At 63.6% G+C, this 25,501-nt stretch carries 27 protein-coding genes; 17 read left to right on the forward strand and 10 right to left on the reverse strand.

All coding sequences use genetic code 11. From position 1 onward, the window contains the following. Positions 1-28 precede the first annotated feature (28 nt). Entirely contained in the window at positions 29-970 is a 942-nt protein-coding gene (locus tag L867_RS0106200) for an omptin family outer membrane protease (RefSeq protein WP_028736074.1), read from the forward strand. Positions 971-1,054: 84 nt separating this feature from the next. On the opposite strand, the gene L867_RS0106205 is transcribed toward L867_RS0106200, so the two are convergent. Both L867_RS0106205 and L867_RS0106210 read right to left on the reverse strand, forming a co-directional pair. After that, entirely contained in the window at positions 1,055-1,654 is a 600-nt protein-coding gene (locus L867_RS0106205; protein ID WP_028736075.1) for an NUDIX domain-containing protein, read from the reverse strand. Continuing rightward, positions 1,651-3,783 (reverse strand): molybdopterin-containing oxidoreductase family protein, encoded by a 2,133-nt coding sequence (locus tag L867_RS0106210; protein WP_104368104.1) that lies wholly within the window; start codon positions 3,781-3,783, stop codon positions 1,651-1,653. Before L867_RS0106210 ends, L867_RS0106205 begins: the two co-directional genes overlap by 4 nt. 57 nt (positions 3,784-3,840) lie before the next feature. Between L867_RS0106210 and L867_RS0106215 the strand changes: the two genes are divergently transcribed. Together L867_RS0106215 and L867_RS26345 are read left to right on the forward strand one after the other, a co-directional pair. Beyond that, positions 3,841-4,716 carry a 23S rRNA (adenine(2030)-N(6))-methyltransferase RlmJ gene (locus L867_RS0106215; RefSeq protein WP_028736077.1) on the forward strand — a complete coding sequence of 292 codons (876 nt, stop codon included), beginning with the start codon at positions 3,841-3,843 and terminating at the stop codon, positions 4,714-4,716. A 545-nt stretch (positions 4,717-5,261) separates the two neighbouring features. Continuing rightward, positions 5,262-5,666 carry a hypothetical protein gene (locus L867_RS26345; protein ID WP_051438847.1) on the forward strand — a complete coding sequence of 135 codons (405 nt, stop codon included), beginning with the start codon at positions 5,262-5,264 and terminating at the stop codon, positions 5,664-5,666. Position 5,667: 1 nt separating this feature from the next. Here the strand turns inward: L867_RS26345 and L867_RS0106225 are convergent, their stop codons facing one another. Beyond that, positions 5,668-6,621 carry a lysylphosphatidylglycerol synthase domain-containing protein gene (locus L867_RS0106225; protein ID WP_028736078.1) on the reverse strand — a complete coding sequence of 318 codons (954 nt, stop codon included), beginning with the start codon at positions 6,619-6,621 and terminating at the stop codon, positions 5,668-5,670. 86 nt (positions 6,622-6,707) lie between these two features. Between L867_RS0106225 and L867_RS0106230 the strand changes: the two genes are divergently transcribed. Both L867_RS0106230 and L867_RS0106235 read left to right on the forward strand, forming a co-directional pair. Then, on the forward strand, positions 6,708-7,367 hold the full coding sequence (locus tag L867_RS0106230; protein WP_084638466.1) for a ribonuclease T2 family protein: 660 nt from the start codon (positions 6,708-6,710) through the stop codon (positions 7,365-7,367). 48 nt (positions 7,368-7,415) lie between these two features. Beyond that, positions 7,416-8,012: a glutathione S-transferase gene (locus L867_RS0106235; protein ID WP_028736080.1), complete on the forward strand. Its 597-nt coding sequence runs from the start codon at positions 7,416-7,418 to the stop codon at positions 8,010-8,012. 78 nt (positions 8,013-8,090) lie between these two features. Here the strand turns inward: L867_RS0106235 and L867_RS0106240 are convergent, their stop codons facing one another. Further along, entirely contained in the window at positions 8,091-8,732 is a 642-nt protein-coding gene (locus tag L867_RS0106240; protein ID WP_028736081.1) for an outer membrane protein, read from the reverse strand. 364 nt (positions 8,733-9,096) lie between these two features. On the opposite strand from L867_RS0106240, the gene L867_RS0106245 reads away from it, so the two are divergent. The 5 genes from L867_RS0106245 to L867_RS0106265 all read left to right on the forward strand — a co-directional run bounded on the left by L867_RS0106245 (position 9,097) and on the right by L867_RS0106265 (position 13,344). Beyond that, positions 9,097-9,864, forward strand: a complete 768-nt coding sequence (locus tag L867_RS0106245) for an SDR family oxidoreductase (RefSeq protein ID WP_028736082.1) — start codon at positions 9,097-9,099, stop codon at positions 9,862-9,864. Further along, positions 9,861-11,885 (forward strand): excinuclease ABC subunit UvrC, encoded by a 2,025-nt coding sequence (uvrC, locus tag L867_RS0106250; protein ID WP_028736083.1) that lies wholly within the window; start codon positions 9,861-9,863, stop codon positions 11,883-11,885. Before L867_RS0106245 ends, uvrC begins: the two co-directional genes overlap by 4 nt. 118 nt (positions 11,886-12,003) lie before the next feature. Further along, positions 12,004-12,585, forward strand: coding sequence for a CDP-diacylglycerol--glycerol-3-phosphate 3-phosphatidyltransferase (gene pgsA, locus L867_RS0106255; protein ID WP_028736084.1), 582 nt, complete (start codon positions 12,004-12,006; stop codon positions 12,583-12,585). 2 nt (positions 12,586-12,587) lie between these two features. Continuing rightward, on the forward strand, positions 12,588-12,842 hold the full coding sequence (moaD, locus tag L867_RS0106260; RefSeq protein WP_028736085.1) for a molybdopterin converting factor subunit 1: 255 nt from the start codon (positions 12,588-12,590) through the stop codon (positions 12,840-12,842). 43 nt (positions 12,843-12,885) lie between these two features. Further along, positions 12,886-13,344 (forward strand): molybdenum cofactor biosynthesis protein MoaE, encoded by a 459-nt coding sequence (locus tag L867_RS0106265; RefSeq protein ID WP_028736086.1) that lies wholly within the window; start codon positions 12,886-12,888, stop codon positions 13,342-13,344. A 26-nt stretch (positions 13,345-13,370) separates the two neighbouring features. Here L867_RS0106265 and L867_RS0106270 read toward each other — a convergent pair whose 3' ends face one another. After that, positions 13,371-14,120 carry a class I SAM-dependent methyltransferase gene (locus L867_RS0106270; protein ID WP_028736087.1) on the reverse strand — a complete coding sequence of 250 codons (750 nt, stop codon included), beginning with the start codon at positions 14,118-14,120 and terminating at the stop codon, positions 13,371-13,373. Positions 14,121-14,289: 169 nt separating this feature from the next. Further along, positions 14,290-15,183, reverse strand: a complete 894-nt coding sequence (locus L867_RS0106275; protein ID WP_028736088.1) for a branched-chain amino acid ABC transporter permease — start codon at positions 15,181-15,183, stop codon at positions 14,290-14,292. 58 nt (positions 15,184-15,241) lie between these two features. On the opposite strand from L867_RS0106275, the gene L867_RS0106280 reads away from it, so the two are divergent. Next, positions 15,242-15,793, forward strand: coding sequence for a CGNR zinc finger domain-containing protein (locus tag L867_RS0106280; RefSeq protein WP_028736089.1), 552 nt, complete (start codon positions 15,242-15,244; stop codon positions 15,791-15,793). Then, positions 15,790-16,299 (forward strand): hypothetical protein, encoded by a 510-nt coding sequence (locus tag L867_RS0106285; RefSeq protein WP_028736090.1) that lies wholly within the window; start codon positions 15,790-15,792, stop codon positions 16,297-16,299. The genes L867_RS0106280 and L867_RS0106285 overlap by 4 nt, the downstream gene beginning before the upstream one ends. 72 nt (positions 16,300-16,371) lie before the next feature. Here the strand turns inward: L867_RS0106285 and ndk are convergent, their stop codons facing one another. After that, the gene (gene ndk / locus L867_RS0106290; protein WP_028736091.1) at positions 16,372-16,794 is read right to left on the reverse strand and encodes a nucleoside-diphosphate kinase; all 423 of its coding nucleotides are present in this window, start codon (positions 16,792-16,794) and stop codon (positions 16,372-16,374) included. A gap of 172 nt (positions 16,795-16,966) precedes the next feature. Between ndk and L867_RS24685 the strand changes: the two genes are divergently transcribed. Together L867_RS24685 and L867_RS0106300 are read left to right on the forward strand one after the other, a co-directional pair. Continuing rightward, positions 16,967-17,833: a helix-turn-helix transcriptional regulator gene (locus L867_RS24685; protein WP_051438848.1), complete on the forward strand. Its 867-nt coding sequence runs from the start codon at positions 16,967-16,969 to the stop codon at positions 17,831-17,833. Positions 17,834-17,877: 44 nt separating this feature from the next. Then, positions 17,878-18,426, forward strand: coding sequence for a YbhB/YbcL family Raf kinase inhibitor-like protein (locus L867_RS0106300; RefSeq protein WP_028736092.1), 549 nt, complete (start codon positions 17,878-17,880; stop codon positions 18,424-18,426). Positions 18,427-18,448: 22 nt separating this feature from the next. Here the strand turns inward: L867_RS0106300 and L867_RS0106305 are convergent, their stop codons facing one another. Continuing rightward, complete coding sequence (locus L867_RS0106305; RefSeq protein WP_028736093.1) at positions 18,449-19,132, reverse strand: glutathione S-transferase family protein; 684 nt, start codon at positions 19,130-19,132, stop codon at positions 18,449-18,451. Positions 19,133-19,282: 150 nt separating this feature from the next. Between L867_RS0106305 and L867_RS0106310 the strand changes: the two genes are divergently transcribed. Beyond that, a complete protein-coding gene (locus L867_RS0106310; protein WP_028736094.1) occupies positions 19,283-19,792 on the forward strand; it encodes a DinB family protein in 510 nt (169 codons plus the stop codon). 83 nt (positions 19,793-19,875) lie between these two features. Here the strand turns inward: L867_RS0106310 and L867_RS0106315 are convergent, their stop codons facing one another. Beyond that, positions 19,876-21,471 carry a methyl-accepting chemotaxis protein gene (locus L867_RS0106315; RefSeq protein WP_051438849.1) on the reverse strand — a complete coding sequence of 532 codons (1,596 nt, stop codon included), beginning with the start codon at positions 21,469-21,471 and terminating at the stop codon, positions 19,876-19,878. 1 nt (position 21,472) lies between these two features. Continuing rightward, positions 21,473-21,772 carry a hypothetical protein gene (locus L867_RS0106320; protein ID WP_028736096.1) on the reverse strand — a complete coding sequence of 100 codons (300 nt, stop codon included), beginning with the start codon at positions 21,770-21,772 and terminating at the stop codon, positions 21,473-21,475. 346 nt (positions 21,773-22,118) lie between these two features. Here L867_RS0106320 and L867_RS24690 point away from each other — a divergent pair, with 346 nt between their 5' ends. Continuing rightward, entirely contained in the window at positions 22,119-23,207 is a 1,089-nt protein-coding gene (locus tag L867_RS24690; RefSeq protein ID WP_037172677.1) for a GGDEF domain-containing protein, read from the forward strand. Positions 23,208-23,339: 132 nt separating this feature from the next. Next, on the forward strand, positions 23,340-25,229 hold the full coding sequence (abc-f, locus tag L867_RS0106330; protein WP_028736097.1) for a ribosomal protection-like ABC-F family protein: 1,890 nt from the start codon (positions 23,340-23,342) through the stop codon (positions 25,227-25,229). The last annotated feature ends 272 nt before the right edge of the window (positions 25,230-25,501 follow it).

Below are 25,501 nucleotides of genomic sequence, written 5' to 3' on the forward strand. Positions count from 1 at the left end.
ACATTACATCTTTATGGGGACGTTTCACATGACCAAGCTGTTGACCACGACCGCGCTGTTTGCCGGGCTGGCGCTCTGCCCGACCTTTGCGGCTGCGGCGGACAACCTCTTCACCTCGCCGGACGGCGCCTTCTCGCTCTACGGCAGCGTCGGCCTTGCCAATGTCAAGGCTGGCGAGTTCGTCTATGACGGCTCCCACAAGCTCAGCCAGCTCAACTGGGAAACCAAGGGCATGACGCTCTACACGCTGGGTGCCGACGCACAGATCGACAAGAACTGGAAGGTCCGCGCGGCCTTCAACGTCGGCACCGGCGGCGACGGCCACATGGTCGATTATGACTGGATGGACTACAGCAATGACGACTGGACCGATCGCTCGACCCATCCCGACACCGAGCTCGACCACTATTTCAGCGGCTCGGTCGAAGTTGATCGCGGCGTCTATGAGAACGACACGACGAGCTTCGATGTCGGTGCCGGCTTCCGCTACACCGACGTCAAGTGGACCGCTTACGGCGGCTCCTACATCTACAGCAGCGGCGGCTTTCGCGACGACATCGGCGATTTCCCCGATGGCGAGCGCGGCATCAGCTACCAGCAGAAGATCCCGGTCGGCTTTCTGGCCGTCAACGGCGCCCACACGATCGGCGCACTGACGCTGAGCGGCGGCCTGCAGGGCGGTCTGAGCTTCGGCATCGATGACATCGACGACCACTGGATGCGTGACCTGCGCTTCTTCGACAGCATGACCGCCGCCCCGATGATCGGCGCCAATGTCACGGCCAACTACCAGCTCAACGAGATGGCGGCACTCTACGTCACCGGTTCGTTCGAGCGCGTCTTCCATTCGCGCGGCGACATGAAGATCACCGACACGACGGGCGCGAGCGCCGATTCCCATTCGTCGGACTCGGCCGGCGCGACCTATGAGGCGATGTCGATCTCGTTCGGCCTCAAGGGCAAGTTCTAAAATACCGAGCCCCCCGCGGGCAGCGCCTGGCGCTGTCCGTCCGGCCGCGGACGCACCCTTTGCGCGTCCGCGGCCATTTTTTTGTCAGGCCAAAAGTTCATCCGGGTTGAGCGCCGCCCATTGCAGCAGCATGATGGTCTTGGCGTCGCAGATGCGACCGTCGGCGATCATCGCCATGGCTTCGTCGAGAGAGAGCTCGGTGATCTCGATGTCCTCGTGCTCCTCGGCCAGTCCGCCGCCGTCGGCCGTCTTGTGGGCGGCCTCGATGCGGGCGAAGTAGAAATGCACCTTCTCCGTCACTGCGCCAGGTGAGGTATAGGCGCTAAAGAGATGCCGCGGCGCGGCGACCTCGTAGCCGGTTTCCTCCATCGCCTCGCGGCAGACGGTTTCGGCCGGGTCTTCGCCGTGCTCCATCGAGCCGGCTGGCACCTCAAGCAGAAAGGCATGATCGCCCATCAGGTGAACCGGGATGCGAAACTGCCGGACCATGACGACGACGCGCCGCTGTGGGTCGTAGAGCAGGATCGCCACGGCCTCGCCGCGGTCGAACACCTCCCACTCCAGCTCGACCTTGCTGTTGTCGGGCCGAATGTAGTCGAAGACGATGCGGCGGAAATGGCTCCAGCCCTTCCACAGGGTCTCGTCCTTGAGGATGGCGATGCGGATCTGATCGAAGCGGCTCATCCGGCGGCCTTTTCCAGCCAGACCTTGTTGTCGTGGAAGGCGGCCCCGCCATGCGGCGCGACGGCGTCGGCCCCGGTCAGCACGTTGATCCCCTCGCCGTCGAGATGCGCCTTGTTCGGCCACAGCCCTTCGGCCACCAGCACGCCGGGTTTCACCGCATCGGTCACCCGGGCGTGGATGCGCAGGCTCCCGCGCGTGTTGCCGAGGCGCACGACGTCGCCGTCTGCGATCGCCAGCCGCACCGCATCGACCGGATTGACCATCACTTCGGGACGCCCTTCCTTCTCCCGCGACGTCGGCGTCTCGGAGAAGGTCGAGTTGAGGAAGTTGCGGGCCGGCGAGGTCGCCAGCCGGAAAGGATGCGCAGCGTCCGCCGTCTCGATCAGGTCGACCTGGTCGGGAAACTCGGGCAGCGCGGCGACAGGCCCCAGATTGCCGAGCTTGGCCGGCGGCTTGTTCGGCGAATTGCCGTTCTGCCAGTCCGGGCGGAAGCGGAATTTGCCGTCGGCATGGCCGAAACCGTCGAGATAGTGGGCCTGGCGGAATTCCGGCTGACAGTCGAACCAGCGCTCTTCCTTCAGCGTGTCGTAACCGGGCCAGCCGCTCGCCTTCAGCATGTGATCGATGTGATGGTATTCCGAGAGGCCGAAACCGGGGCGGTCGGCAACGCCGAGGCGCCTGGCCAGTTCCTCGATGACGAAGAGGTTGGTGCGCACCGTGTCCGGCGGCTCGACGATCTTCGGGCCGAGCAGGATATGGCTATGGCCGCCGCCACGGTAGACGTCGCCATGCTCGACGAACATGGTGGCCGGCAACACGATGTCGGCGACTTCCGCCGTCTCTGTCATGAAATGCTCGTGCACGGCGACGAACAGGTCGTCGCGCAGGAAGCCCTTCTTCACCAAGCGCTGTTCGGGGGCGACATTGACCGGATTGGTGTTCTGGATCAGCAGCGCGGTCACGGGGCCGCGGTGGCGCAGGGCTTCGGCATCGCCGGTCAGCACGCGGCCGATCTGCGACTGGTCGAGCATGCGGATGTCCGGATCGGCATAGCTGGTGCCCATCAGTTCGGCCTTGTTCAGCCGGAAGATGTCACCATTGTTGTGGAAGGCGCCGCCGCCTTCGTACTGCCAGGAGCCAAGCACGGTGGCGACCGACAGCGCGGCGTGCATGCCGGCCGAACCGTTGCGCTGGCGGGCAAAGCCATAACCGAGACGGAAGAAGGTCTTCTTCGTCGTGCCGATCAGGCGGGCGAAGGTCTCGATCTCCTCGACCGAAAGCCCGGTGATCGCAGCCGCCCATTCCGGAGTCCGGGTCAGAAGATGGGCCTCGAGCCCTGCCGGGTCGTCGGCATATTGCGCCATGTAGGCGCGGTCGGCGTAACCGTCGCGGAAGGCGATGTGCATCACGGCACAGGCGAGCGCCGCATCGGTGCCGGGCCGCACGATCAGGCCGAGATCGGCCTGCTTCATCGTCGCATTGTCGTAGACGTCGATCACCACGATCTTGGCGCCGCGTTCCTTGCGGGCCTTCATCGCATGGGTCATCACATTGACCTGGGTGGCGACCGCATTGGTGCCCCAGATGACGACGCAATCGGCCTTGGCGATCTCGCGCGGATCGGGACCGCGTAGCGCGCCGGTCCCCATGACATAGCCGGTCCAGGCCATGTTGGTGCAGATCGAGCCAAAGAAGCCGGAATAGCGCTTGGCGTGGCGCAGGCGCTCGATCGAATCGCGCTGCACCTGGCCCATCGTGCCGGCGTAAAAGTAAGGCCAGACGGCTTCGGAGCCGTGCGCCGCTTCGGCCTTGACGAAGGCCGAAGCGATCTCGTCCAGCGCATCGTCCCAGGAGACCTCCTGCCAGGCGCCCTCGCCTTTCGCGCCCTTGCGGCGCTTCGGCGTCAACAGCCGGCCGGGATGATAGAGCCGCTCGGCATAGCGGGCGACCTTGGCACAGATGACGCCGGCCGTGTAGCTGTTGTCGGGCGAGCCGCGGACGCGGCCGATGCGGCCGTCCGCGTCGAGATCGACGTTGAGGGCGCAGGCGGATGGACAGTCGTGCGGACAGACCGTATGACCAGTGGTTCGGATAGGGCTCGCGATGTTCATGACGTTTGTATATGGCATGGCCGGGCGGCTCAAAAGCCCCATTCCGACAATTCATACAACCCATCAGGACGACAGATGAACTATCGCCACATCTACCATGCGGGCAATTTCGCCGACGTGCTGAAGCATGCGGTGCTGGCGCGGCTGATCGTCTATCTGCAACAGAAGGACAAGGCCTTCCGCCTGCTCGACACCCATGCGGGCATCGGCCTCTACGACCTCTCCTCCGAGGAGGCCCAGAAGACCGGCGAATGGCGCGAGGGCATCGGCCATCTGATGGAGGCGAAGCTTCCGGAGCCGGTCGCCACGATCCTCGCGCCCTATCTCGATGCGGTCCGCAGCCTCAACCCTGAGGGCGAGATCACGCTCTATCCCGGTTCGCCGAAGCTCGCCCGCATGCTGTTCCGGCCGCAGGACCGTCTCTCGGCCATGGAGCTCCATCCCGACGACAGCCGCCGGCTGGCCCGGCTGTTCGAGGGCGACTACCAGGTGCGCGTGACGGAACTCGACGGCTGGCTGGCGCTCGGCGCCCATCTGCCGCCGAAGGAAAAGCGCGGCATCGTGCTGGTCGACCCGCCCTTCGAGGAAGAGGGCGAATATGACCGCCTGATCGAAGGGCTTTCGCGCGCCTGGCGCCGCTTCCCGGGCGGCGTCTATTGCCTCTGGTATCCGATCAAGAAAGGCGCGCCGATTGCCGATTTCCACGAAGCGCTGAAGGCGCTGGAGATCCCCAAGATGCTGTGCGCCGAGCTGTCGGTGAAGAGCGACCGCGACACGACCGGGCTTTCCGGCACCGGCCTCATCATCGTCAATCCTCCCTTCACGCTGAAGGACGAGCTGCATGCGGCGCTTCCCGAGCTGAAGCGCGTGATGGCGCAGGATCGCTATGCGTCGCACCGCTGCTTCTGGCTGCGCGGCGAGGCCACGGACTCGGACCGGCAGGACGACTGAGGGGGCGTACCCGTCCCTATTTGGGTGCGTCATCTTGGAACTGAAATGCAGTCGAAAATTCCTCGACAACTCAACTATTTGGCGAAATTCCTTGAAATATGTGGACCATTGGCGAAGATGGCTCGGCCAAAGTGGAGGAACTCAAATGGCCGATCAGTCCGTAAATGTCGCGAACTTTCCAGATTCAGGCTCGCCTGAGAGAGTGGCATTTAATCTTATGGACCGCATAATGTTTCGGGACAAAGATGAGCAATACAAAACTAAAGATGAGATAATTAATCTTTACGTTGACTGTCTTTGGGCAACGAAATCGAGGGAGCGAGACGGAGGCAGATAGCCGCGTTGGTTTGAAGGCAAATAGGCGGCTTCACGCGCAGTACGCGGGCAGCGCAGTCTCCGATACGAGCCAGTCAGTTTGCTGTCCGCATCTGAGGCTCTCCATAGCGAAGCATCGCCACAAGCGTCGGCAGGGATCACTTCCAGCCCCGCCCTCCCTTGACCTTGCTCTGCTTTGCCAACATTCTGAGGGCGAAGGGAGAGCTTCCATGTTCGCCAGATCTCTGATCCGCACCGCGCTTGCACTCGCCGCCCTGCTCCCGCTCGCCATTGCGACCGAGGCGGCTGCCGGCACGCCGTCCTGCGAACAGGTGACGGGGACGGTATCCAGCCGTCTTGCCCAGAACATGCGAAGCTTCCTCGACATGGACCTGTCGATCGCCGACTTCGGCATCATCTCGGAGAGCCGGCTGGAGCCGCGGGACGGAACTCACCGTGTCGAGCGGCGCTATTGCCAGGCGAAGGTGACCATGACCGACGGGGAGCGCCGCCAGCTCTGGTTCCTGATCGAGAGCGACTGGGGCTATGCCGGCCTCGGCTCGTCGGTCGAGTTCTGCGTGAGCGGCCTTGATCCGTGGCACGTCTACGGCGCGCACTGCAAGTCGCTGCGCTAACTCAGACCTCGCCGTCGCCACCCGGCTCTTGGCCCGCACGGAACTGCGTGCGTTCGAAGATCGGAATGACCAAGAGCGCGATCGCCAGCGGAATGAGCAGGTAGAACAGGCGGAACACCAGGAGCGCAGCAATGACGTCCGCCTGGTCCATTTCCGGCAGCCCCATGACGAAGACCAGTTCGAGCACGCCGAGCCCGCCCGGCGCGTGCGAGATCAGGGCGGCCGAGAACGACACCAGGAAGATGCCGAGCACGACGACGAAACCCGGATTGCCGAGCTCCGGGAGGGCAAAATAGATGATGCCGGCGGCGCCGATCAGTTCCATCGGGCCGACCAGCAACTGCGACAGAACGACGGGCGGTGCCGGATAGGTGACCTGGAAGGTGCCGATGCGCAGGGGCCGGAGCCTCAGCATGCTGGCGATCGTATAGAGGCCGACGAGACCAAGGATGACGCGGCCGGTCGCCATCGACGCGCCGATCGGCAGGAGGTCGCCGAAGCGCCCGGTAATATCCGGCTCCCAGACGAGAACGAGACCGGTGAGAAGCAGTGCGCCGAGCAGGAAGGTGAAGGAGCACAGCGCAATCAGACCGCCAATCTCGCGCGCATCGAGCCCCTTGGACGAATAGGCCCGGTAGCGCACCATGCCGCCCGAAATGACCGAGGCGCCGACGTTGTGGGACAGCGCATAGGCGGTGAAGGAGGCGAGCGCGATAAACAGCCAGTTGACCTTGCGGTCGAGATGCATCAGCGCGATACGATCGTACCCGGCCAGCGCGGCATAGGCGACCAGCGAACATAGACCCGCCAGCACCCAGTCATGCGTGGCTATCTGGGAAAGGCTGTCATGCAGGTCGTCGAGTGACAGCCCACGCAATTCCTTGTAAAGAAGCCAAGCGGATACCGCGATCGTCGCGGCGCCCACCACAGGCCAGAAATATTTCTTCAGGGTCATCCAGTCTTGCCGATCATCTCTCCCCGATACCGAGCGCGCTGCCGCCAGACCGCTGGCGACCTGCCCATTTTGGAGATGAAGGATTAATGGTTCAACCTGCCCGGACGGTATTTGGACTTTTCCTGGCCACTTTCGTCTGGCTCGGCGCTGGCGTGGCGCACAGCGAGGACCGCGGGCGCGATTTTGATTTCTACGTGCTGTCGCTTTCCTGGTCGCCGACCTTCTGCGCCACCGGGAAGGCGGCGCAGAACCGCGACCAGTGCGGCACCACCCGCGCGTTCGGCCTGATCGTCCACGGGCTGTGGCCGCAATACGAACGGGGATATCCCCAATCCTGTCCGAGCGACCAGCCGGGCCGGGTACCGTCGAGCCTCGGACGCCAGTATCTCGACATCATGCCGTCCATGGGCCTGATCGGTCACCAGTGGCGCAAGCACGGCACCTGTTCCGGCCTCAGCCAGCAGGACTATTTTTCCGCCATGCGCAAAGCCTTTGAGCGCGTGACGATACCGCCTGCGCTCAAGCACACATCGAAGGAGACGAAGGTCCGGCCGGAGGATCTCGAGCGTCAGTTCGTTTCCGCCAACCAGGGCCTGAGCCCGCGCGGCATCGCCGTCACCTGCGAGGCAGGCAAGCTGGACGAAGTGCAGATCTGCCTGACCCGGGATCTTCGCTTCCGCGCCTGCCCTCAGGTCGATGGAAACGGCTGCCGCCAGGGCCGGATCACCGTTCCACCCATCGACTGAGCGCACGCGCTTCCCGCACGCTTGAGAATCACAACCAGGACCACACCGATGAAACTGTTCAGTTCGCCGACCTCTCCCTACTCCGCCAAGGTCCGCATGGCGGCTCACCATCTCGACATCGCCATCGACGACGTGGTGGTCAACACCTCCGACAACCCGCCCGAACTGATCGGGAGCAATCCGCTCGGCAAGATCCCGACCCTGGTGACAGATGAAGGCCAGGCGATCTTCGACAGCCGCGCGATCATGCACTACCTGCACAGAAGCGCAAAAGGGCGGCTCTATCCGAAGAAGGACGACAAGCGGACCGAGGCCGAAGTGCTCGAGGCGCTCTGCGACGGTATCAACGACTGCCTGCTGGCGATCGTCTACGAGAAGCGCTTCCGGCCGCCGGAACTGGTGAGCCAGGACGCCATCGATCGCCAATGGGCCAAGGTGGAGCGCAGTCTCGACTATCTGAATGCCAACATGCCGAAATTCGGCAAGTCGCTGCATGGCGGCCATTTTGCTCTGGCCTCCCTGCTCGGCTATCTGATGCTGCGTTTTCCCGGCGAATGGGAGAACGGCCGTACGCGCCTGGCCGCCTGGCCTGGCAAGTTTTCCGAGCGCTTCAAGGCCTACGGAGAATTCCGTCCGCAAACGTGACCAAGCCGCAAAAGCATGACGCGCAAACAAAAAAGCCGGGCTTGCGCCCGGCTTTTCCGTATTCTTCGTTCGTTCAGATCAGAACTTCATGCCGATACCGACCTTGACCGAATGGTCGTCGAAACCGCGCGATACCGTGGCGCCGTCGATGTCGAAGTCACGCGAAGCGTAGTCGGTGTAACGATATTCGACGCGTGCCATGATGTTGTCGGTGACGAGGGCTTCGACACCGGCACCGACGGTGTAACCCATGGCGGCCTTGGAGTCTTCGTCGGTCGCGCTCTCGATCGTGTGGTTCGCGGCGGCAACACCACCGGTCGCATAGACCAGGAACGGGTTCATGTCGTAACCGACACGGGCGCGGAGCGAGCCGTTGACACCCTGGGTGCCGGTCAGGCCTGCGCCGGCAGAACCGTCTTCGCCGTTGTAGCCGACGTCTGCTTCAGCACCGTAAACGATCTGGCCGTTCTGCATGTTGTAACCGCCGTAAAGCGTGCCGCCGACAGCATTGGCGTCACGTTCGTCGCTGCCACCGAAACGGCCCCAGTCATAGGTGACCGCGCCACCGACATAGGCACCGCCCCAGCCGGTCGGAGCGGCATAGGTTTCGGTTGCGGCCGGAGCTTCCGGAATCTGGTCGACGGCGTCGGCTGCGTTGGCAACCTGAAGCGCCATCATGCTCGTGGCGGAAGCCAGAAGAATCATAGTGAGGGTACGCATACTTGTCTCCTTTCAGTTCCCAGCCGCGTCAGAAACAATCTGGCGACAGCCTGAACGATCGATGTAAATCCCTGCCCGTTCCGAACTAAACATGGAGGCCAATTGAGGAGTTGAAAGAGCCGAAATATGAATTCATTGTGGCGCGTGCGTGACGAAAATTGGATGTTGCTTAACAGCAACAAACTTTTCATTAACCATAACAAGGTGTAAACGCAGATATACTAAGAATAATAGCAGTTAAACTGAAATTAGTTCCAATTATACGCTTTCAAACATGAAGAAAAGAAATAGCGAATCCCTATGCAAACTGCGGCGGGCCATCCTATATGCCAAGCATAACCGCATAGAACCAAGTCAGATCGCTATGGAAAACAACATTCCGAAGACGGCCCTCATCACCGGTTCGGCAAAGAGACTTGGGCGCGCAATTGCTCTCGACTTGGCCAGCCACGGTTTTGCCATCGCAGTGCATGCCAACCACTCGGAAGACGAGGCGGAGAGCCTTGCGGGGGAGATTCGTGGCCTGGGCGGCCGGGCGACCGCATTGCAGGCCGACCTTCGGGACCTCGACGCCACGGCCCGGCTGCTGCCGGATGCCGCCGCTGCGCTCGGACCGATCGGCCTGCTCGTCAACAATGCTTCCGTCTTTCTGGACGACAGCGCGGAGGCCTTCGACGCCGAGATCTTCGACCAGCATTTCGCCCTGCATGTGCGGGCGCCGGCGATTCTCGCTTCCGCGCTGTTTCAGCAGCTTCCGGCCGATCGCGAGGGGCTGATCGTCAATATCATCGACCAGCGGGTGCTGGCGCCGACGCCGCGCTTCTTTTCCTACGGCCTGTCGAAAGCCACGCTGTTCGCCGCAACGCATACAATGGCGCAGGCCTTCGCACCGCGGATTCGCGTCAACGGCATCGGCCCGGGGCCGACGCTGAAGAGCGCGCGGCAGGCGCAGGAGGACTTCCAGGCACAGATCAACGCCCTGCCGCTCGAACGCGGGCCGGAACTCGGGGAATTCGGCCGGACGATCCGCTTTCTTTTTGACACGCCGTCGATCACCGGCCAAATGATTGCGCTCGATGGCGGACAGCATCTCGCCTGGCGTGGAGCCGGTGCAACGGAGATCAAGGAATGACCGGAGGAAAGCTGCCGGACGGCGGCATTCTCTATGACGGAACGGAAGAGGACGACGACATCGTCGTCGAGAGCGATGCGCCGCGCGCGGTGCTGAGCGTCGACTGGAGCGTGACCAACGTCAACGAAACCGGCCTTGTCGGCGCCGAGCTGATCGGCGAGTTCGTCAAGCAGTTGCCCAACAGTCCGGGCGTCTACCGCATGCTCAATGCCGAGGGGGATGTGCTTTACGTCGGCAAGGCGCGCAGCCTGAAGAAGCGCGTCACCAACTATGCACAGGGCCGGCTCCATTCCAACCGGCTGACGCGCATGGTGCGCGAGACGGCCAACATGGAATTCGTCACGACCCGGACCGAGGTCGAGGCGCTGCTGCTCGAAGCCAACCTGATCAAGCGGTTGCGACCGCGCTTCAACGTGCTGCTGCGCGACGACAAGAGCTTTCCCTATATCCTCATCACCGGCGACAGCCGGGCACCGGCGATCTACAAGCATCGCGGCGCGCGCGGCCGCAAGGGCGACTATTTCGGCCCCTTCGCCTCCGCCAGCGCGGTTGGCCGCACGATCAATTCGTTGCAGCGGGCCTTCCTGCTTCGGACCTGTACCGACAGTGTCTTCGAAAGCCGCACCCGCCCCTGCCTGCTGTTCCAGATCAAGCGCTGTTCCGGTCCGTGCACCCACGAGATTTCGGAGACCGACTATGCCGAGCTGGTGCGCGAGGCGAAGGACTTCCTCTCGGGCAAGAGCCAGAACGTCAAGGCATCGATCGCAGCGGCGATGAACGAGGCGGCAGAGAATCTCGATTTCGAGCGCGCCGCCGTGTTTCGCGACCGCCTCGCCGGCCTCAGCCACGTGCAGAGCCATCAGGGCATCAACCCGGCCAATGTCGAGGAGGCGGACGTGTTCGCCATCCATCACGAGGGCGGGCTCACCTGCATCCAGGTGTTCTTCTTCCGCGCCGGGCAGAACTGGGGCAACCAGGCCTATTTCCCCAAGGCCGATCCACAGATGAGCAGCGCCGAGGTGCTCAACGCCTTCCTCGCGCAGTTTTATGACGACAAGCCCTGCCCGCGGCAGATCCTGCTGTCGGAAGTCATCGAGGAACAGAACCTGCTGGCGACCGCGCTCACCGAGCGCGCCGGCTACAGGGTGCATATCCTCGTGCCGCAGCGCGGCGACAAGAAGGATGTCGTCGACCATGTGACCGCCAATGCGCGCGAGGCCCATGGCCGCAAGCTCGCCGAGACGGCATCGCAGGGACGCCTGCTTCAGGGTTTCGCCGAAACTTTCGGCCTGACCTACGTGCCGCGTCGCATCGAGATCTACGACAACTCCCACATCATGGGCACCAATGCCGTGGGCGGCATGGTGGTCGCCGGGCCGGAAGGCTTCGTCAAGGGCCAGTACCGCAAGTTCAACATCAAGTCGGAAGACATCACCCCGGGCGACGACTTCGGCATGATGCGCGAGGTGATGACACGCCGCTTCTCGCGTCTTCTCAAGGAAGAGGGAAAGCCCGACCGCAGCGCGGCGCCGGACGACTCGGCCGACGCCGCTTTCCCCGCCTGGCCCGACGTGATCCTGATCGACGGCGGCCAGGGCCAGATGACAGCGGTGCGCGCCATTCTCGACGAACTCGGCATTTCCGACTGCGTCACCGCGATCGGCGTCGCCAAGGGTGTCGACCGCGATGCCGGGCGGGAACGGTTCTTCGCACTCGGCCGCCCGGACTTCACCCTGCCGCCGCGCGATCCGGTGCTCTATTTCATCCAGCGCCTGCGCGACGAGGCGCACCGCTTCGCCATCGGCTCGCACCGGGCACGGCGCAAGAAGGAAATGGTGAAGAACCCGCTCGATGAGATCGCCGGCATCGGCCCGACGCGCAAGCGGGCGTTGCTGCAGCATTTCGGCACGGCCAAGGCGGTGTCGCGCGCCGCGGTTTCGGATCTCACGGCCGTCGAGGGCATTTCCGAGGCGGTTGCCAGGCTTATTTACAATCATTTCCACGAAAACGCCGCAGATTGACGGCACCAAGCGTGCTTTCCTCGCTTGCCGCCTTAAAAACAATTAAGAAATCTTGTGTTGACGGTCGCGTCGGGAAACCGTCATCTACACTCGAAAATCATCCGACAGACAGGGCATCATGGCTTCGCGCGCTTACAACATTCCGAATCTCCTGACCTACGCGCGCATTCTTGCCGTGCCGCTGATCGTCGTGTGCTTCTTCATCGAGGGCCGGCTGGAAAGTTCGGACTTCGCCCGCTGGACTGGCCTCGGCATCTTTATCGTCGCCTCGATAACCGACTATCTGGACGGCTATCTCGCCCGCATCTGGAACCAGACCTCCAATATCGGCCGGATGCTCGATCCGATCGCCGACAAGCTTCTGGTCGCCTCGGTGCTGCTGCTGATGGCCGCCGACGGCACCATTGCCGGATGGTCGCTCTGGGCCGCGATCACCATTCTCTGCCGCGAGATCCTCGTGTCGGGTCTGCGCGAATACCTTGCCGCGCTGAAGGTCAGCGTGCCGGTGACGCAGATCGCCAAGTGGAAGACCACCGCGCAGATGTTCGCCCTGGCCTTCCTGCTGGCCGGCCCGGCGGGCGACAAGGTCCTGCCCTACACGACCGAAATGGGCATTACGCTGCTGTGGATCGCGGCCGTCCTGACCTTCTACACCGGCTACGACTACTTCCGCGCCGGCGTGAAGCATATGGTGGACTGAGGATGACGAAGCTCGTCTATTTCGCCTGGGTCAGGGAGCGGATCGGCAAGGGCGAGGAAGAGATCGATCTTCCGGCCCATGTGAAGACCGCGGGCGACCTCATCGCCCATCTTGCGACGCTTGGCGAGGAATACGAGAACGCCCTGCAGTTTCCCAAGGCCATCCGCGTCGCGATCAACCAGGAGCATGTCGAGCACGACGAGCCGATCGCCGGCGCCCGCGAGATCGGCCTCTTCCCGCCGATGACCGGCGGGTGACATGGGCTCGCCGCATGGGCCTGCAAGCGGGAGAAGCGATGAAATGACCATGCCGACCGTGCGCGTCCAGAGCCAGGACTTCGACCTCTCCGCCGAGAGCCGGGCTCTCACCGAGGGCCGGGCCGATATCGGCGCGGTCGTTTCCTTCGTCGGCCTTTGCCGCGACGAGGCCGGCACGCTTTCGGCGCTGGAACTCGAACACTATCCCGGCATGGCCGAGGCCGAGATCCGGCGCATCGGCGAGATGGCCATCACCCGCTTCAACCTGATCGGCCTCACCGCCATCCACCGCTTCGGCCGCATCGCGCCGGGCGAGCAGATCGTGCTGGTGATCGCCACCGCCCCGCATCGCCAGGCCGCCTTCGACGGGGCCAGTTTCATGATGGATTATCTCAAGACCTCGGCGCCCTTCTGGAAGAAGGAACACCGCAAGGACGGCACGGCCGGCGACTGGGTCTCGGCCAAGGATGCCGACGACCGCGCCCGCGACAAGTGGCGCTGATCGGCCCCGCCTGATCCGACAGAGCTTCAAATCCGGTAGAGGTAAAGCCGCGTCTTCCTCGTGTCATCGACCTCGACGACCGCATCCGGCTCCACGTCGGGCACGGCAAAGCTGTTGCTGACGAACAGCGTCCCCGGCCGCATCTCGGCCTTGGCTTTCAGGAACATCCTCGGCATCGGCACCGGTGAGAGGAAGCAATAGACGACGTCGTGGGCCGACAGGTCTTCGTCCCAGATACTGCGATAGGCAAACTCGGCATTGGGCAGACGCTGCAGCATCAACCGGATCCGCGATGCCAGGAACACCAGCGGTGCGGTTTCCACGCCGCGGGCGCGAAGCCCCGGATGGGCGTCTGCCAGGAAGGTGACCACGCCGCCCATGCCGCTGCCGAGATCGACGAAGGAGGTCGCCTTTTGCTCCGAGACGATCGTGTCCAAGGCCTGCCAGGTCTTGCGGTTGGTGAGGTAGAGCGGCACCTGCTCGGACGCGCTGTTCCAGTAGATCAGGGCGCAGACGATAAAGGCGGCAAGATAGGCCCAGGCCGGCACCACGGCATTATACGCGGCCGCGAGCGGCAGCAGGATCTGGATGGGGATCCAGAACGGCGACAGGCCGAGCAGCCTGCCGAGCAGCGCCGCGACAAGACCCTGGGCGACCAGCAGCAGTGGCCCGCCGACCGGGATGGACTCCCGCAGCCACAGCACGAGCGCCAGAACGAGGCCCTGCGAGACGAGGACCTTCAGCCAAGGGATCAATTGCCGGCGAATGCTGTTCATGGAGTCCGTTAAGCGCTCTGGCGTTTGCGGGCGAGAATCCGGCACTGGCCGTATCCTTACCCCATAAAGCGCGCCCGAATGCCGGCGTCAATCGCGCCGGTCGGTGGTCCACCGGAAGGTGTCGACCGACGCTCAAGCCCGGCAGCGGGCCAAGGTTCAGGGCCAGGGCTCAGATCCGCGCCTCGCGGCGATACATCACCGCCAGCAGGACGAGCATGGAAAAGAGCGCCATGTCGCGCCAGGCAAGCGGCAGGTAGGAGCCCCAGAGCGTTTCGGCGAACCCGTAGACCGCGGCCCCGAGCGCCGAACGCAACGGCACGGAATGACCGCCGATCGCGGCGATCAGCACCACCTTGAGGCCGAACAGCAGACCGGAGGAGAAATCCATCGTGCCGTAGTAGGAGGTGACCAAGATGGCGCAGACCGTCGCGACGAAGGCGGCGGACAGATAGGACAGCGCGAAGACCGCGTCGGCGTTCACGCCGCAAAGCTGCGCGGCATTTGCATCGTCCGCCACCGCCCGCCAGACGCGCCCCGCCCTCGTGCGCACCAGCAGCAGATGGCCGAGCGCCACCAGGGCCGCCATGATCGCCGCATTGCCGAGCTGGATGGCCGTCAGCCCCACCTCCGCTCCGCCGTGACGAAAGAAGACGAGCCGGTCGTTGAGAAAGGGCGACAGCCAGATCTCGCGGCTGTCCATGGCAAGCCGGGTCGATTCCGACAGCAGGATCAGCAGGGCGAGCGAGGCGACGATGACGGCATTCGGCGAATGCCGGTGCAGCGGACGCATCACGTAGCGCGCAATGCCGCCTGCCGTGCCCAGCGTGTAGAGAAGCGACGCGACCGCGGCGAGCGTGAGGGCGGCCGGCAGGATGAGGAACAGGCTATCCCAGGCGAACTGGGCAAAGATCAGGAAGATCTGCCCCGAGAAGGCGAAGAGAGCGCCATAGGTGATGTCCGGACGCCGCGTCATGCCGAAGATCAGCGCATAGCCGAAGGCCAGCGCCGCATAGAGCGCCGCGATCGGCACGGCATTGGCCAATTGCTGAAAGAGATAGACCATCATCGCCTCCTCTCTCATTTATAACTGGCAAAAACGGTTTTACCAGTTATAATTCCGCATGACCTTTTCCTGGACCCCGCATCGTTTCTCCGGTGGCGCGCTGGCGTTCGATGTCGCCAACAGCGTGATCCTGCGCTTCGACCGTGACCGCAGCATCGACCGTTTCGCCGTCGAGGAGCAGCTCGCCGCCTTTCCGGCCGCAGCCGAACAGTTCTGTGCCGAACGCGCCCTGTTCGGCCCGATCGCCCCGGTCGAGGCGCCCAACACCGATGGCTTCCTGCACCTGCGCGAGGCGATCGACCGGCATTTTCGCGCACAGGTTCTGGGGCAAGCCGATCGCAGAACGCTGGCGGACCTGCTGGAAGCCGCAGCCCTGATGCTGCGCTTGGCATCGTCGGAGACAGCGCTCGAGGCGGCAACCGCGCGCTCGGCCCTGCACCTCGCCGCCACGCCGGAACCGGATCGCCTGAAGATCTGCGGCAATTGCGGCTGGCTGTTTCTCGACCGCAGCAAGAACCGCAGCCGCACATGGTGCGACATGGCGGTCTGCGGCAACCGCATCAAGGCCAATCGCCACTATCGGCGGACACGAAAGGAAGACGCGACGTGACAGCCCACCGGAAAACCGTGCTCCTCGCCGCCGTCGTCCTGGCGCTCGCCGGCTGCCAGCGCGATGACATCGAGAAACCGCTGGTCATCTCCGGCAAGGTCTTCATCTTCAACTATCGCGTGGCACAGGCGACCGCCGTCATCACGCTGGCGCGCAACGGCGCCCTGCCGGACGAGAGCTATGTCGAGACGACCTTCGAGAACCCGGCCGGCGGCGCGCCGCACGTAACCCGGGCGAAGATCTTTCCCTTTTGGAAGAAGGTCACCGTCGAGAGCCCGCCGATGCGCTGCATCGCCAAGGACCGCCCCTATGCGGTCTCGATCCGGATCGTCGATGCGGGCGGACGCGAGCTTCAGACGATCGCGACGACCATCGTCTCCAGCCAGGACCAGTCGATCCTGCCGTCGAAACCGCTGGTGGTCGGGCCGGTCTACACGAAGAACCCCGAGGTCTTCAAAGCGGACGGCAGCGCCGACTATGCCCAGGATCTCTCCTGCCCGAAATGAAAGAACCGGGATCTTGCGACCCCAGTTCATCAAACTTTGCAAGGCCTTATGCGGCCGTGCTCAAATCCCGATTCAGCCGACGATTTCGGTGTCCGAGAACCAGTACTTGATTTCCTGGGCAGCGGTTTCCGGGGCATCCGAACCGTGCACCGAGTTCTCGCCGATCGACAGGGCGTGGGTCTTGCGGATGGTGCCTTCATCGGCGTTGGCCGGGTTGGTGGCGCCCATGATTTCGCGGTTCTTCAGGATGGCGTTTTCGCCTTCGAGAACCTGAACGATGGTCGGGCCCGAGGTCATGCCTTCAACCAGTTCGCCGAAGAAGGGGCGTTCCTTGTGAACGGCGTAGAAGCCTTCGGCTTCGCGCTTGCTCATCCAGACGCGCTTGGAGGCGACGACGCGCAGGCCGGCGTCTTCGAGCATCTTGGTGATGGCGCCCGTCAGGTTGCGCTTCGTTGCGTCCGGCTTGATCATCGAAAAGGTGCGTTCAATCGCCATCGGTCTAGTCCTTTTGTCCTATTGGGAAAGTGGGCGGTTTCTAGCCGTCTCAGGCCCTGAAAACAAGGGGGATGGACGAATTTCACGCCAGCGTCATACTAATCATCGCCATCCTGACGCGACGCCTCCTGGCCCAGGGCGTACAAGGAACGGTCATCAACTGGAGCGGTCCATGCAAAGACTTTCCGACAGCGCGCGGCGCTATACACGGGCGCTGCCGGACATGGCGGTGCACTGCTCGATCCTGCAGGCCTCGACGGGGCAGTTCCGGCGTTTCCACATCGACCAGCCGGCCATCATCCTGGTCAGGCAAGGCTGGAAGCGTGCGGCAACCGAGCACGGACACGTCAGCGCGGGGCCGGGACAGGCGATATTCCTGCCCCAGGGGTTCGAATGCACGGTGACCAACGGGGTCGGCGCGGACGGCGCCTATCATTCCGACGCCTATGTGCTCGCTCCCAGCCTCGTGGCGCTCTATGCCGACCCGAAACTCCGTCCGACCTCGGAGGCGACGCTGATCGAGCCCGACACCGGATTCCGTCAGGCGCTCGAGCGCGCCTCCGAAACGATCTCGCAAGGGGATGAGACCGAAGAGGCGGTGCACCGTCATGTTCTCGGCGAACTGGTCATCCGGCTGCAGGCGCTCGGGATCGGCCTGCTGCCCGATGCGCGCGAAAACCTCGCCCTGCGCATCCGAACGCTGGTTCGCTCCGACCCCGCGTGCGACTGGACGGCCGGCACGATTGCCCGCCGGGTCGGGATGAGCGAGCAGACACTGCGGCGCAAGCTGGCTCTCCTGAACACCAGCCTCACCGAAGTGATTGCCGACGTGCGCATGACGACGGCGCTTGCGCTGCTGCAGGCAACCGAACTGCCGATCAACCGCATCGCGCTCGACGTGGGCTATGAATCGGCATCGAAGTTTGCGGCACGGTTCCGCACCCGGTTCGGCCTCTCGCCGCGAGACATCCGCATCGCAGCGGAGGCGGATGAGCGTTCCGGGGCAGAGGTCGAGCGCCCCAGAGCCGCGGCGGAGTAGTCCTCGGAGTAGTGTCGGGCTTCCCAATCGAGAGGAACCCGATCATGACATTCAGAGCCTTCGCCGCCGCCGCCGCACTGACCACCCTCGCCGGCATGCCCGCACTCGCCGCCGATTTCTCGCTGTCGAGCCCCGATCTCAAGGACGGCGGCAGTCTTGCCAAGGCGCAGGTCTCCAACACCTTCGGCTGCGACGGCGGCAATGTATCGCCGGCGCTGTCGTGGCAGAATGCGCCGGCCGGAACCAGGAGCTTCGTCGTCAGTGCCTACGATCCGGATGCGCCCACAGGCTCGGGCTTCTGGCATTGGGTGATGTTCAACATCCCGGCCGATGTGGAGGCGCTCGATGCCGGGATCACCCCGGACAACGGCGCGCCCAAGGGCGCGGTCCAGAGCCGGGCGGATGCAGGCTTTGCCAGCTATCTCGGCGCATGCCCGCCGCCCGGCCAGACGCACCGCTATGTCTTCAGCGTCTCGGCCCTTTCGGTCGACAAGCTCGAACTTGACGAAAGCGCAAGCGGCGCGCTGATCGGCTTCATGACCAATGCGAATGCGCTGGCCCGCGCCTCCCTTACCGTCACCTATGGCCGTTGAACGACCTTCGGCCCGCCCCCATTCAGGCGACCGCCCGCGCCTCTCCGTCATAGAGGTCGAGGCAGCGCTCGAACCACAGGCGGGCCGGATCGTCTTCGGCCAGATGGATCGAGCCGGTGGTGATGCGCAGCCATTGCAGCGCGCCGAACGGGATGTAGTCGCAAAACAGCGGCCGCTCGCCGCCGATGAAGGGCTGGAACTTCAGCATGTGCCGCAGGGGCTCGAGCTTGGCCGGGAAAGCGGCGATCTCGGCGGCGCGATCGGGTGCCACCTGTTCGAGCGGCTTGCCGAAACGTTCCTCGCGGTTGGAGCGGAAATAGGCCTTGTCGACGGGCGCCAGCATGTCGTGGATGTCGAGGAGCGCGATGCGGCTGATTGCCGTGTGCAGCACCATCTGCGAATAGCCTTCGACGAAACGCGCCATGGCCTTGCCACCCTCGCCGCGAAACAGCGACGGCCGCTCCGGATAGGTCTCCTCCAGATAGAGGGCGATGGCAAAGCTGTCGGCCACCAGTTGTTCGCCGTCGCGCAGCAGCGGGACGATCTTCGTCGCGCCGTTCTCCACCTTGGGGATTTCGGTGAACGGCAGCGGCGTCTCGGCGAAATCGAGGCCCTTGTGGCGCAGCGACATTACCGTCTTCCAGCAATGGGGCGAGAACGGGCGGGCGCTGTCAGCGCCGCAAAGGGTGTAGAGCGTTCTGGACATCGGTCATTCCTTGTGGCGATGGCGGGCGGTGGCGGCGAACTCGAACGCAAAATCCGCCAACAATCAAATCAGGAAATTTCATCGGTTTCATCAAACCAACTTGTGGCGATCCCGGTTAGGATACCGCGAGCCCATTCATCGGAGACAGTCATGCGCCAGCATTTCCAGATGTTCGCCGCCTATAATCGCTGGGCGAACGCCGTTCTTTACGAAGCGGCAGGCCAGCTCGACAACGAAGAACTCAATCGCAATGCGGGCGGGTTCTTCGGTTCCCTGTTCGGCACGATGAGCCACATTCTCGTGGCCGACCGGATATGGCTTCACCGCTTCACCGGGCAAGGACCGACCTACCAGGCGCTCAACGCGCGGCCTTGCGACAATTTCGCCGACCTGGCCTCGGCGCGTGCGGCAGAGGACGAGCGGATCGTCGCGTGGATCGACGGCCTGAGCGCCGAACAACTCGAAGCGACGATCGCCTATACGCCGGTGAGCAACCCCGTTCCGGTCAGCCACAAGCTGGCACCCGGCCTGTCGCATTTCTTCAACCACCAGACCCATCACCGCGGCCAGTGCCACATGACGCTGACGGCGCTCGGCAAGCCCTCGCTGGCGCTCGATCTGCTCTACTTCCTGCGGCAACAGGGCCAGGCCTGGCTTTAGGCGCCGGTCGAGAGATATTCTGAACGAGAAAAGCCGGCGGATCGCTCCGCCGGCTTCTGAACGTTGGTCATGCGATGCGCCTGTCAGGCGGCGCGCTGGCGCCGCGCGTAGCCGTTGCCGCCGGAGATCTGGAAGCGGACCATCAGCTGTTCGAGCGCGGACGCCTCGTTGGCGAGCGACTGGATGGCGGCCGAGGATTCCTCGACCATTGCCGCGTTCTGCTGGGTATTGCGGTCGATCTGGCCGATGGCGGCGTCGATCTCGGTAAGACCGGTCGACTGTTCGCGGGCGCTGCGCACGATCTTCTCGACTTCCACGCTGATGGCAGTGACTTCGTTGGCGATGGTGTGCAGCGCCTCACCCGTCTGGTCGACCAGGCCGACGCCGTTCTTGACCTCGGCGCCCGAAGCATTGATCAGCGCCTTGATGTCCTTGGCGGCATTGGCGGAACGCTGGGCGAGCTCGCGCACTTCCTGGGCAACGACGGCAAAGCCCTTGCCGGCTTCACCGGCACGCGCTGCCTCGACACCGGCATTCAGCGCCAAGAGGTTGGTCTGGAAGGCGATCTCGTCGATCACGTTGATGATCTGCGAAATCTCGCGGGACGAGGTCTCGATCTTGCCCATGGCCTGAACGGCATTGGTGACGATCGAGCCTGAACGCTCGGCGCCGTTGCGGGCATGCTCGACCAGACGTCCGACATTTTCGGCGACCTTGGCCGTCTGCTGCACGGTTTCGGTGACGTTGCTGAGCGCGCTTGCGGTTTCTTCGATCGAAGCCGCCTGGCGCTCGGTCCGCGCCGACAGGTCGTGATTGGCGTCGCCGATCTGGCCGGTGCCATCGCGGATGATGCGGACCACCTGGCTCACCTGGCTGATGACCGACTCCAGCCCTTCGACAGAGGTGTTGAACGAGCTGCGCAGCTTGTCGAGTTCGCCCTTGAACTCCTGCGAGATACGATGCGACAGATTGCCGGCGGCGAGCTGGCTGAGCGCCTCGTCCAGCTTCATGACGACAAAGTCGACCGCTTCGGCCTCGCGGGCCTTTTCCTGCTCGCGCTCGGCGCGCATCTGTTCGGCATGTTCGTCTGCCTGACGGGCCTGCTCGGCCATCGTCATGGTCTTGCGTTCGGCGCTCGTGGCCGCCTCGACGGCTGCCTCGGAAGCGACAAAAGCGCTGACGACCGAATGGGTGAGCGCGATCAAAACACCGCTCTGTAGGATCAGCACGACCGCATGCAGCACCACGCGCGAGAAATCGGACTCGCCGGGGAAGATCGCGAGCGGCATGGCGAAGAACAGCAGAATGTGATGCACGGCGACGAGCGCCGCATAGCCGACGATCGCGCGCCAATCGACCCAGACCGCACAGATCGCCAGCGAGGCGAAGAAGTACATGTGGATGTCGATCTGCAGGGGCGAGCCGGCAAAGGAGTAGACCAGCACGGCAACCGTTGCCGCATGCGCCATCGAGGTGACGACGCGGGTCGTCCCACCGGTGCGATCCTTCATCCAGCTCAAGGTCGCCGAACCGACGATCAACAGGGTGGCGACGATCGCGAAGACGTCAAAACCCTCGGCCCGCAGAGCATTGCGAAGCGCGATCAACGCAAGATTGAGCCACAGAAGCGCGACGATCCCCGTCGAAGCCTTGTAACGCAGTGCGTTCAGAGCATTCATGTCAGTTCCCTTCGAGGCAGCCGACTGCCAAATCATGATTCAGGACAAGGAGAGCGCCAGCCCGCATCAGGCGGCCGGCAAAATCATTTGCATCGGAATAGGCAACGGAGACCCATGCATAGCGGCCGGACCAGACGAGCCGACCGCCCGCGTCTCCGATCACCCGCATGTTCCCGCTCGCATCTGCTTCCGGATCCGTCACGACCAGGACGAACGGCCCGGCAGGACGCACCCAGACCGCCACGATCAGCAGCAAGAAAAATGCGAAATTTGCCAAGACGATCGACTTCTGGATTGCCATAAGTCGCCACTCCTTGTTTTTCCGCACACCGCTCCTCATTCAGTGGCGTTACTTTGCGACCGGATCCCTCCAGATCCGAGATGGTCGCGCCGCAAGGTCAAAATAGATGGCGCCGACTAAGATTTAATTAAGTTCTATAGGCTCGGCGAAGCTGTCGCCGCCGGACAGAATTGGCAAAGCAAGTCCGGTCTCGCATCCCGGTTCAGCAGGCATTAACCCTCGTTCGACCTAGCCGGCCGCGTTTAACGGAATGCTGATACTTGCCGGCAAGATTCTCCCGCAAAGGCCTGACCGGCCTATCGACAAGCAGACCGGACCAATCCGGCGGACCACGAAGGGGAATGCCATGCAGAACGATGCCAGCAACGCGCAACAGCGACACCAACAGAATGCGCGGATTGCAGCCGGTCACGACCAGTTGCAGAAGGTGGCAGGCTACATGGCCAAACACATGATCGGCGGCCTCCCCCGCAATTACGAGCTGGTCCACGAGGCCCTGAACGGCCACCATCCGGCCCTGGCGCGCGGGCTCGCCGCCCTCGGCCAGCGCCCCTCCCAGCATGATCTCGACCAGCTCGGCCTGAAGCATCGCCTGCTCGGCCATTGCGGCATCGCCGAGGATAGGCTGCAGGCGGACGCGACCGGATTACTCGACAAGCTCGGAGAACATGTTTCTCTCGGCATCCTGCACAAGCAGACCTTTGCCCGGGCGCTTGAGACCATCCTGAAATCGATCCGCGAAGACGAAGGCCGCGGCGTGGGCGACCTGATCGCCGAACTGGACTTCCTCAACGGGGCAACGAGCGACCTTCTGCATTCGGAAACCGAGCTCGGATTGAAGCTCAAGAGCGGTCTGCAGCAGATCGAGGCGGCCAAGCGTGCCGTGGAGACGGCCAAAGCGGCGACGGAAAAGGACAGGCTCACCGGCCTGCCGAACCGGCTTTCCTTCATGAAGCGCCTGGAGGATCTTTACGGGCACGACGTGCCGCCGTCCGGCCACGCGCTGCTTCTCGTCGATATCGACGACTTCCGCTCGATCAACCAGCAGTTTGGCGAGGAGGCCGGAAACCGCCTGCTGCAGAGGCTCGCAACCATCTTCCGCAAGACCATCAAGAAGAACGACGTGGTGGCACGCATCGACGGCGACGACTTCGCCTTCCTGTTCAGCGACGTCGCGGCCGAGGATGCGCATGCCATCGCGGAGCGCCTGCACGCCGCCGTCGAGAACAATCTGGTCTTTGCCACCGAGCATGGCTCCACCCATGGCGGGCTCGGCCTGTCGATCGGCTTTGCGCTGACCCATGACGCCGATGAGCCGATGCAGTTGCTCTTCCATGCCGAGGCGGCGTTGAACACCGCGCGGGCCAATCCGCGGGCACCGATCGCAGGTTATCCGCCGGAGCGCGGCCGTCCTGCCGGGCGCCACGTCGCCTGACGGCAAAAGGCTGCCGGTGGCGCGGCGCGCCTGTTGCCCGGATGCCACCCTCGACGCGTCACCGGTGGCCACGGCCTTCGCCAATCCGCCCGCAGCTTGCCTTTGTGCCGCACATCGGCCAAAAGCGCGGACATGATTACCATCAACGATATATCGGCCCGCATCGCCGGCCGCCTTCTGATCGACCATGCGAGCGTCTCGCTGCCGAGCGGCACCAAGGCGGGTCTCGTCGGCCGCAATGGCGCGGGCAAGTCGACGCTGTTCAAGATCATCACCGGCGATCTTTCCGCAGAAAGCGGTTCGGTCTCAATTCCGAAGAATGCGCGCATCGGCCAGGTGGCGCAGGAAGCGCCCGGCACAGAGGATTCGCTGATCGAGATCGTGCTGGCCGCCGACAAGGAGCGGGCGGCCCTGATGCTCGAGTCGGAAACGGCGACGGATCCGCACCGCATCGCCGACATCCAGGTGCGACTGTCCGACATCGACGCCCATTCGGCGGAAGCGCGCGCCGCCACCATCCTCGCCGGCCTTGGCTTCGATGCCGAAGCGCAGCTGCGTCCCGCCTCGTCGTTTTCCGGCGGCTGGCGCATGCGCGTGGCGCTGGCGGCCGTGCTGTTTTCCGAACCCGACCTGCTGCTGCTCGACGAGCCGACCAACTATCTCGACCTCGAAGGCACGCTGTGGCTGGAAGACTACGTGCGACGCTATCCGCACACCGTCATCGTCATCAGCCATGACCGCGACCTTTTGAACACGGCCGTCAACTCGATCATCCATCTCGACCAGAAGAAGCTCACCTTCTACCGCGGCGGCTATGACCAGTTCGAACGACAGAAGACCGAAGCCGACGAACTGCAGACCAAGGCCAAGGTGAAGAACGAGGCGGCGCGCAAGCACCTGCAGAGCTTCATCGATCGGTTCAAGGCCAAGGCATCCAAGGCCAAGCAGGCGCAGAGCCGCGTCAAGGCGCTCGAGCGCATGGGCACGGTTGCCTCGGTGATCGAGGACCATGTCCAGCCGATCACCTTCCCGGAACCGGAAAAACAGCCCGCCTCGCCGATCATCGCCATCTCCGGCGGTGCGGTCGGCTACGAGCCCGGCAGGCCGATCCTGAAAAACATCAACCTTCGCATCGACGCCGATGACCGAATCGCGCTGCTCGGTTCCAACGGTAACGGCAAGTCGACCTTCGCCAAGTTCATCTCGGGAAGGCTGAAAGCCGAAAGCGGCGAGATCAAGCTTGCACCCAGCCTGAAGATCGGCTTCTTTGCCCAGCACCAGCTGGAAGACCTCGTTCCGAATGACACGCCGGTCGAACACGTGCGCCGGCTGATGCCGGGCGCGCCGGAAGCCAAGGTCCGGGCCCGCGTCGCGCAGATGGGCCTTGCCACGGAAAAGATGGCGACGGCTGCGAAGGATCTGTCCGGTGGCGAAAAGGCGCGCCTGCTGATGGGCCTTGCCGCCTTTCATGCACCGAACCTTCTGATCCTCGACGAGCCGACCAACCATCTCGACATCGACAGCCGCCGCGCGCTGATCGCGGCGCTCAATGATTACGAGGGCGCGGTCATCCTGATCTCCCATGACCGCCACCTGATCGAGGCGACCGTCGACCGGCTGTGGCTGGTCAACAACGGCACCGTCTCACCCTTCGAAGGGGACATGGAGGAGTATCGGAGCCTGATCGTCTCTTCCGGTAAAAAAAAAGACGAAAAGGACAAGCCTGAACCCTTAGCCGACCAGGCGAGCAAGGCCGACCAGCGCAAGCTGGCCGCCGAGCGGCGGGCCTCGCTTGCGCCGCTGCGCAAGAAGATCAACGATATCGAGGCCGAAACCAAGAAGCTCGAGAAGCTGATCGCCACGCTGGATGCGGAACTCGGCGACCCCGCGCTTTACGAAAAGAGCCCTGCCAAGGCCGCCGACAAGGTCAAGCAGCGCGGCGAGGCGGCCGCCAAGCTCTCGGCTGCGGAAGAGCAATGGCTGGAACTGTCCGCCGAGTACGAAGAGGCGATGGCGGGCTAGCTTTCGGAGAAGCTCGCGGATTCCAAGCCAACGGACTTACAGAACAGTCGAGCGGCGGGCACCACTCAGTGCCGCCGACATGTCGAGCTTGCCATTGCCGCGCGGGCTCATGGCCCCGCACGCTCGCGGCCAGCCGCTTTCCCACACAGACGGCCTGCAAGTTCATCCTCAAGGCCGGGCCTTGAGCCAGGGCGCGCGCCGCGGCCCGCGCCCGCCATATCACTTAACAGAAATGAAAGGGCACCCTGCTAAAAGTAAGGGTAATCCCTTTC

Origin of the sequence: Paenirhizobium selenitireducens ATCC BAA-1503 (assembly GCF_000518785.1) — a bacterium.
In the GTDB taxonomy this organism is placed as follows: Bacteria; Pseudomonadota; Alphaproteobacteria; order Rhizobiales; family Rhizobiaceae; genus Allorhizobium; species Allorhizobium selenitireducens.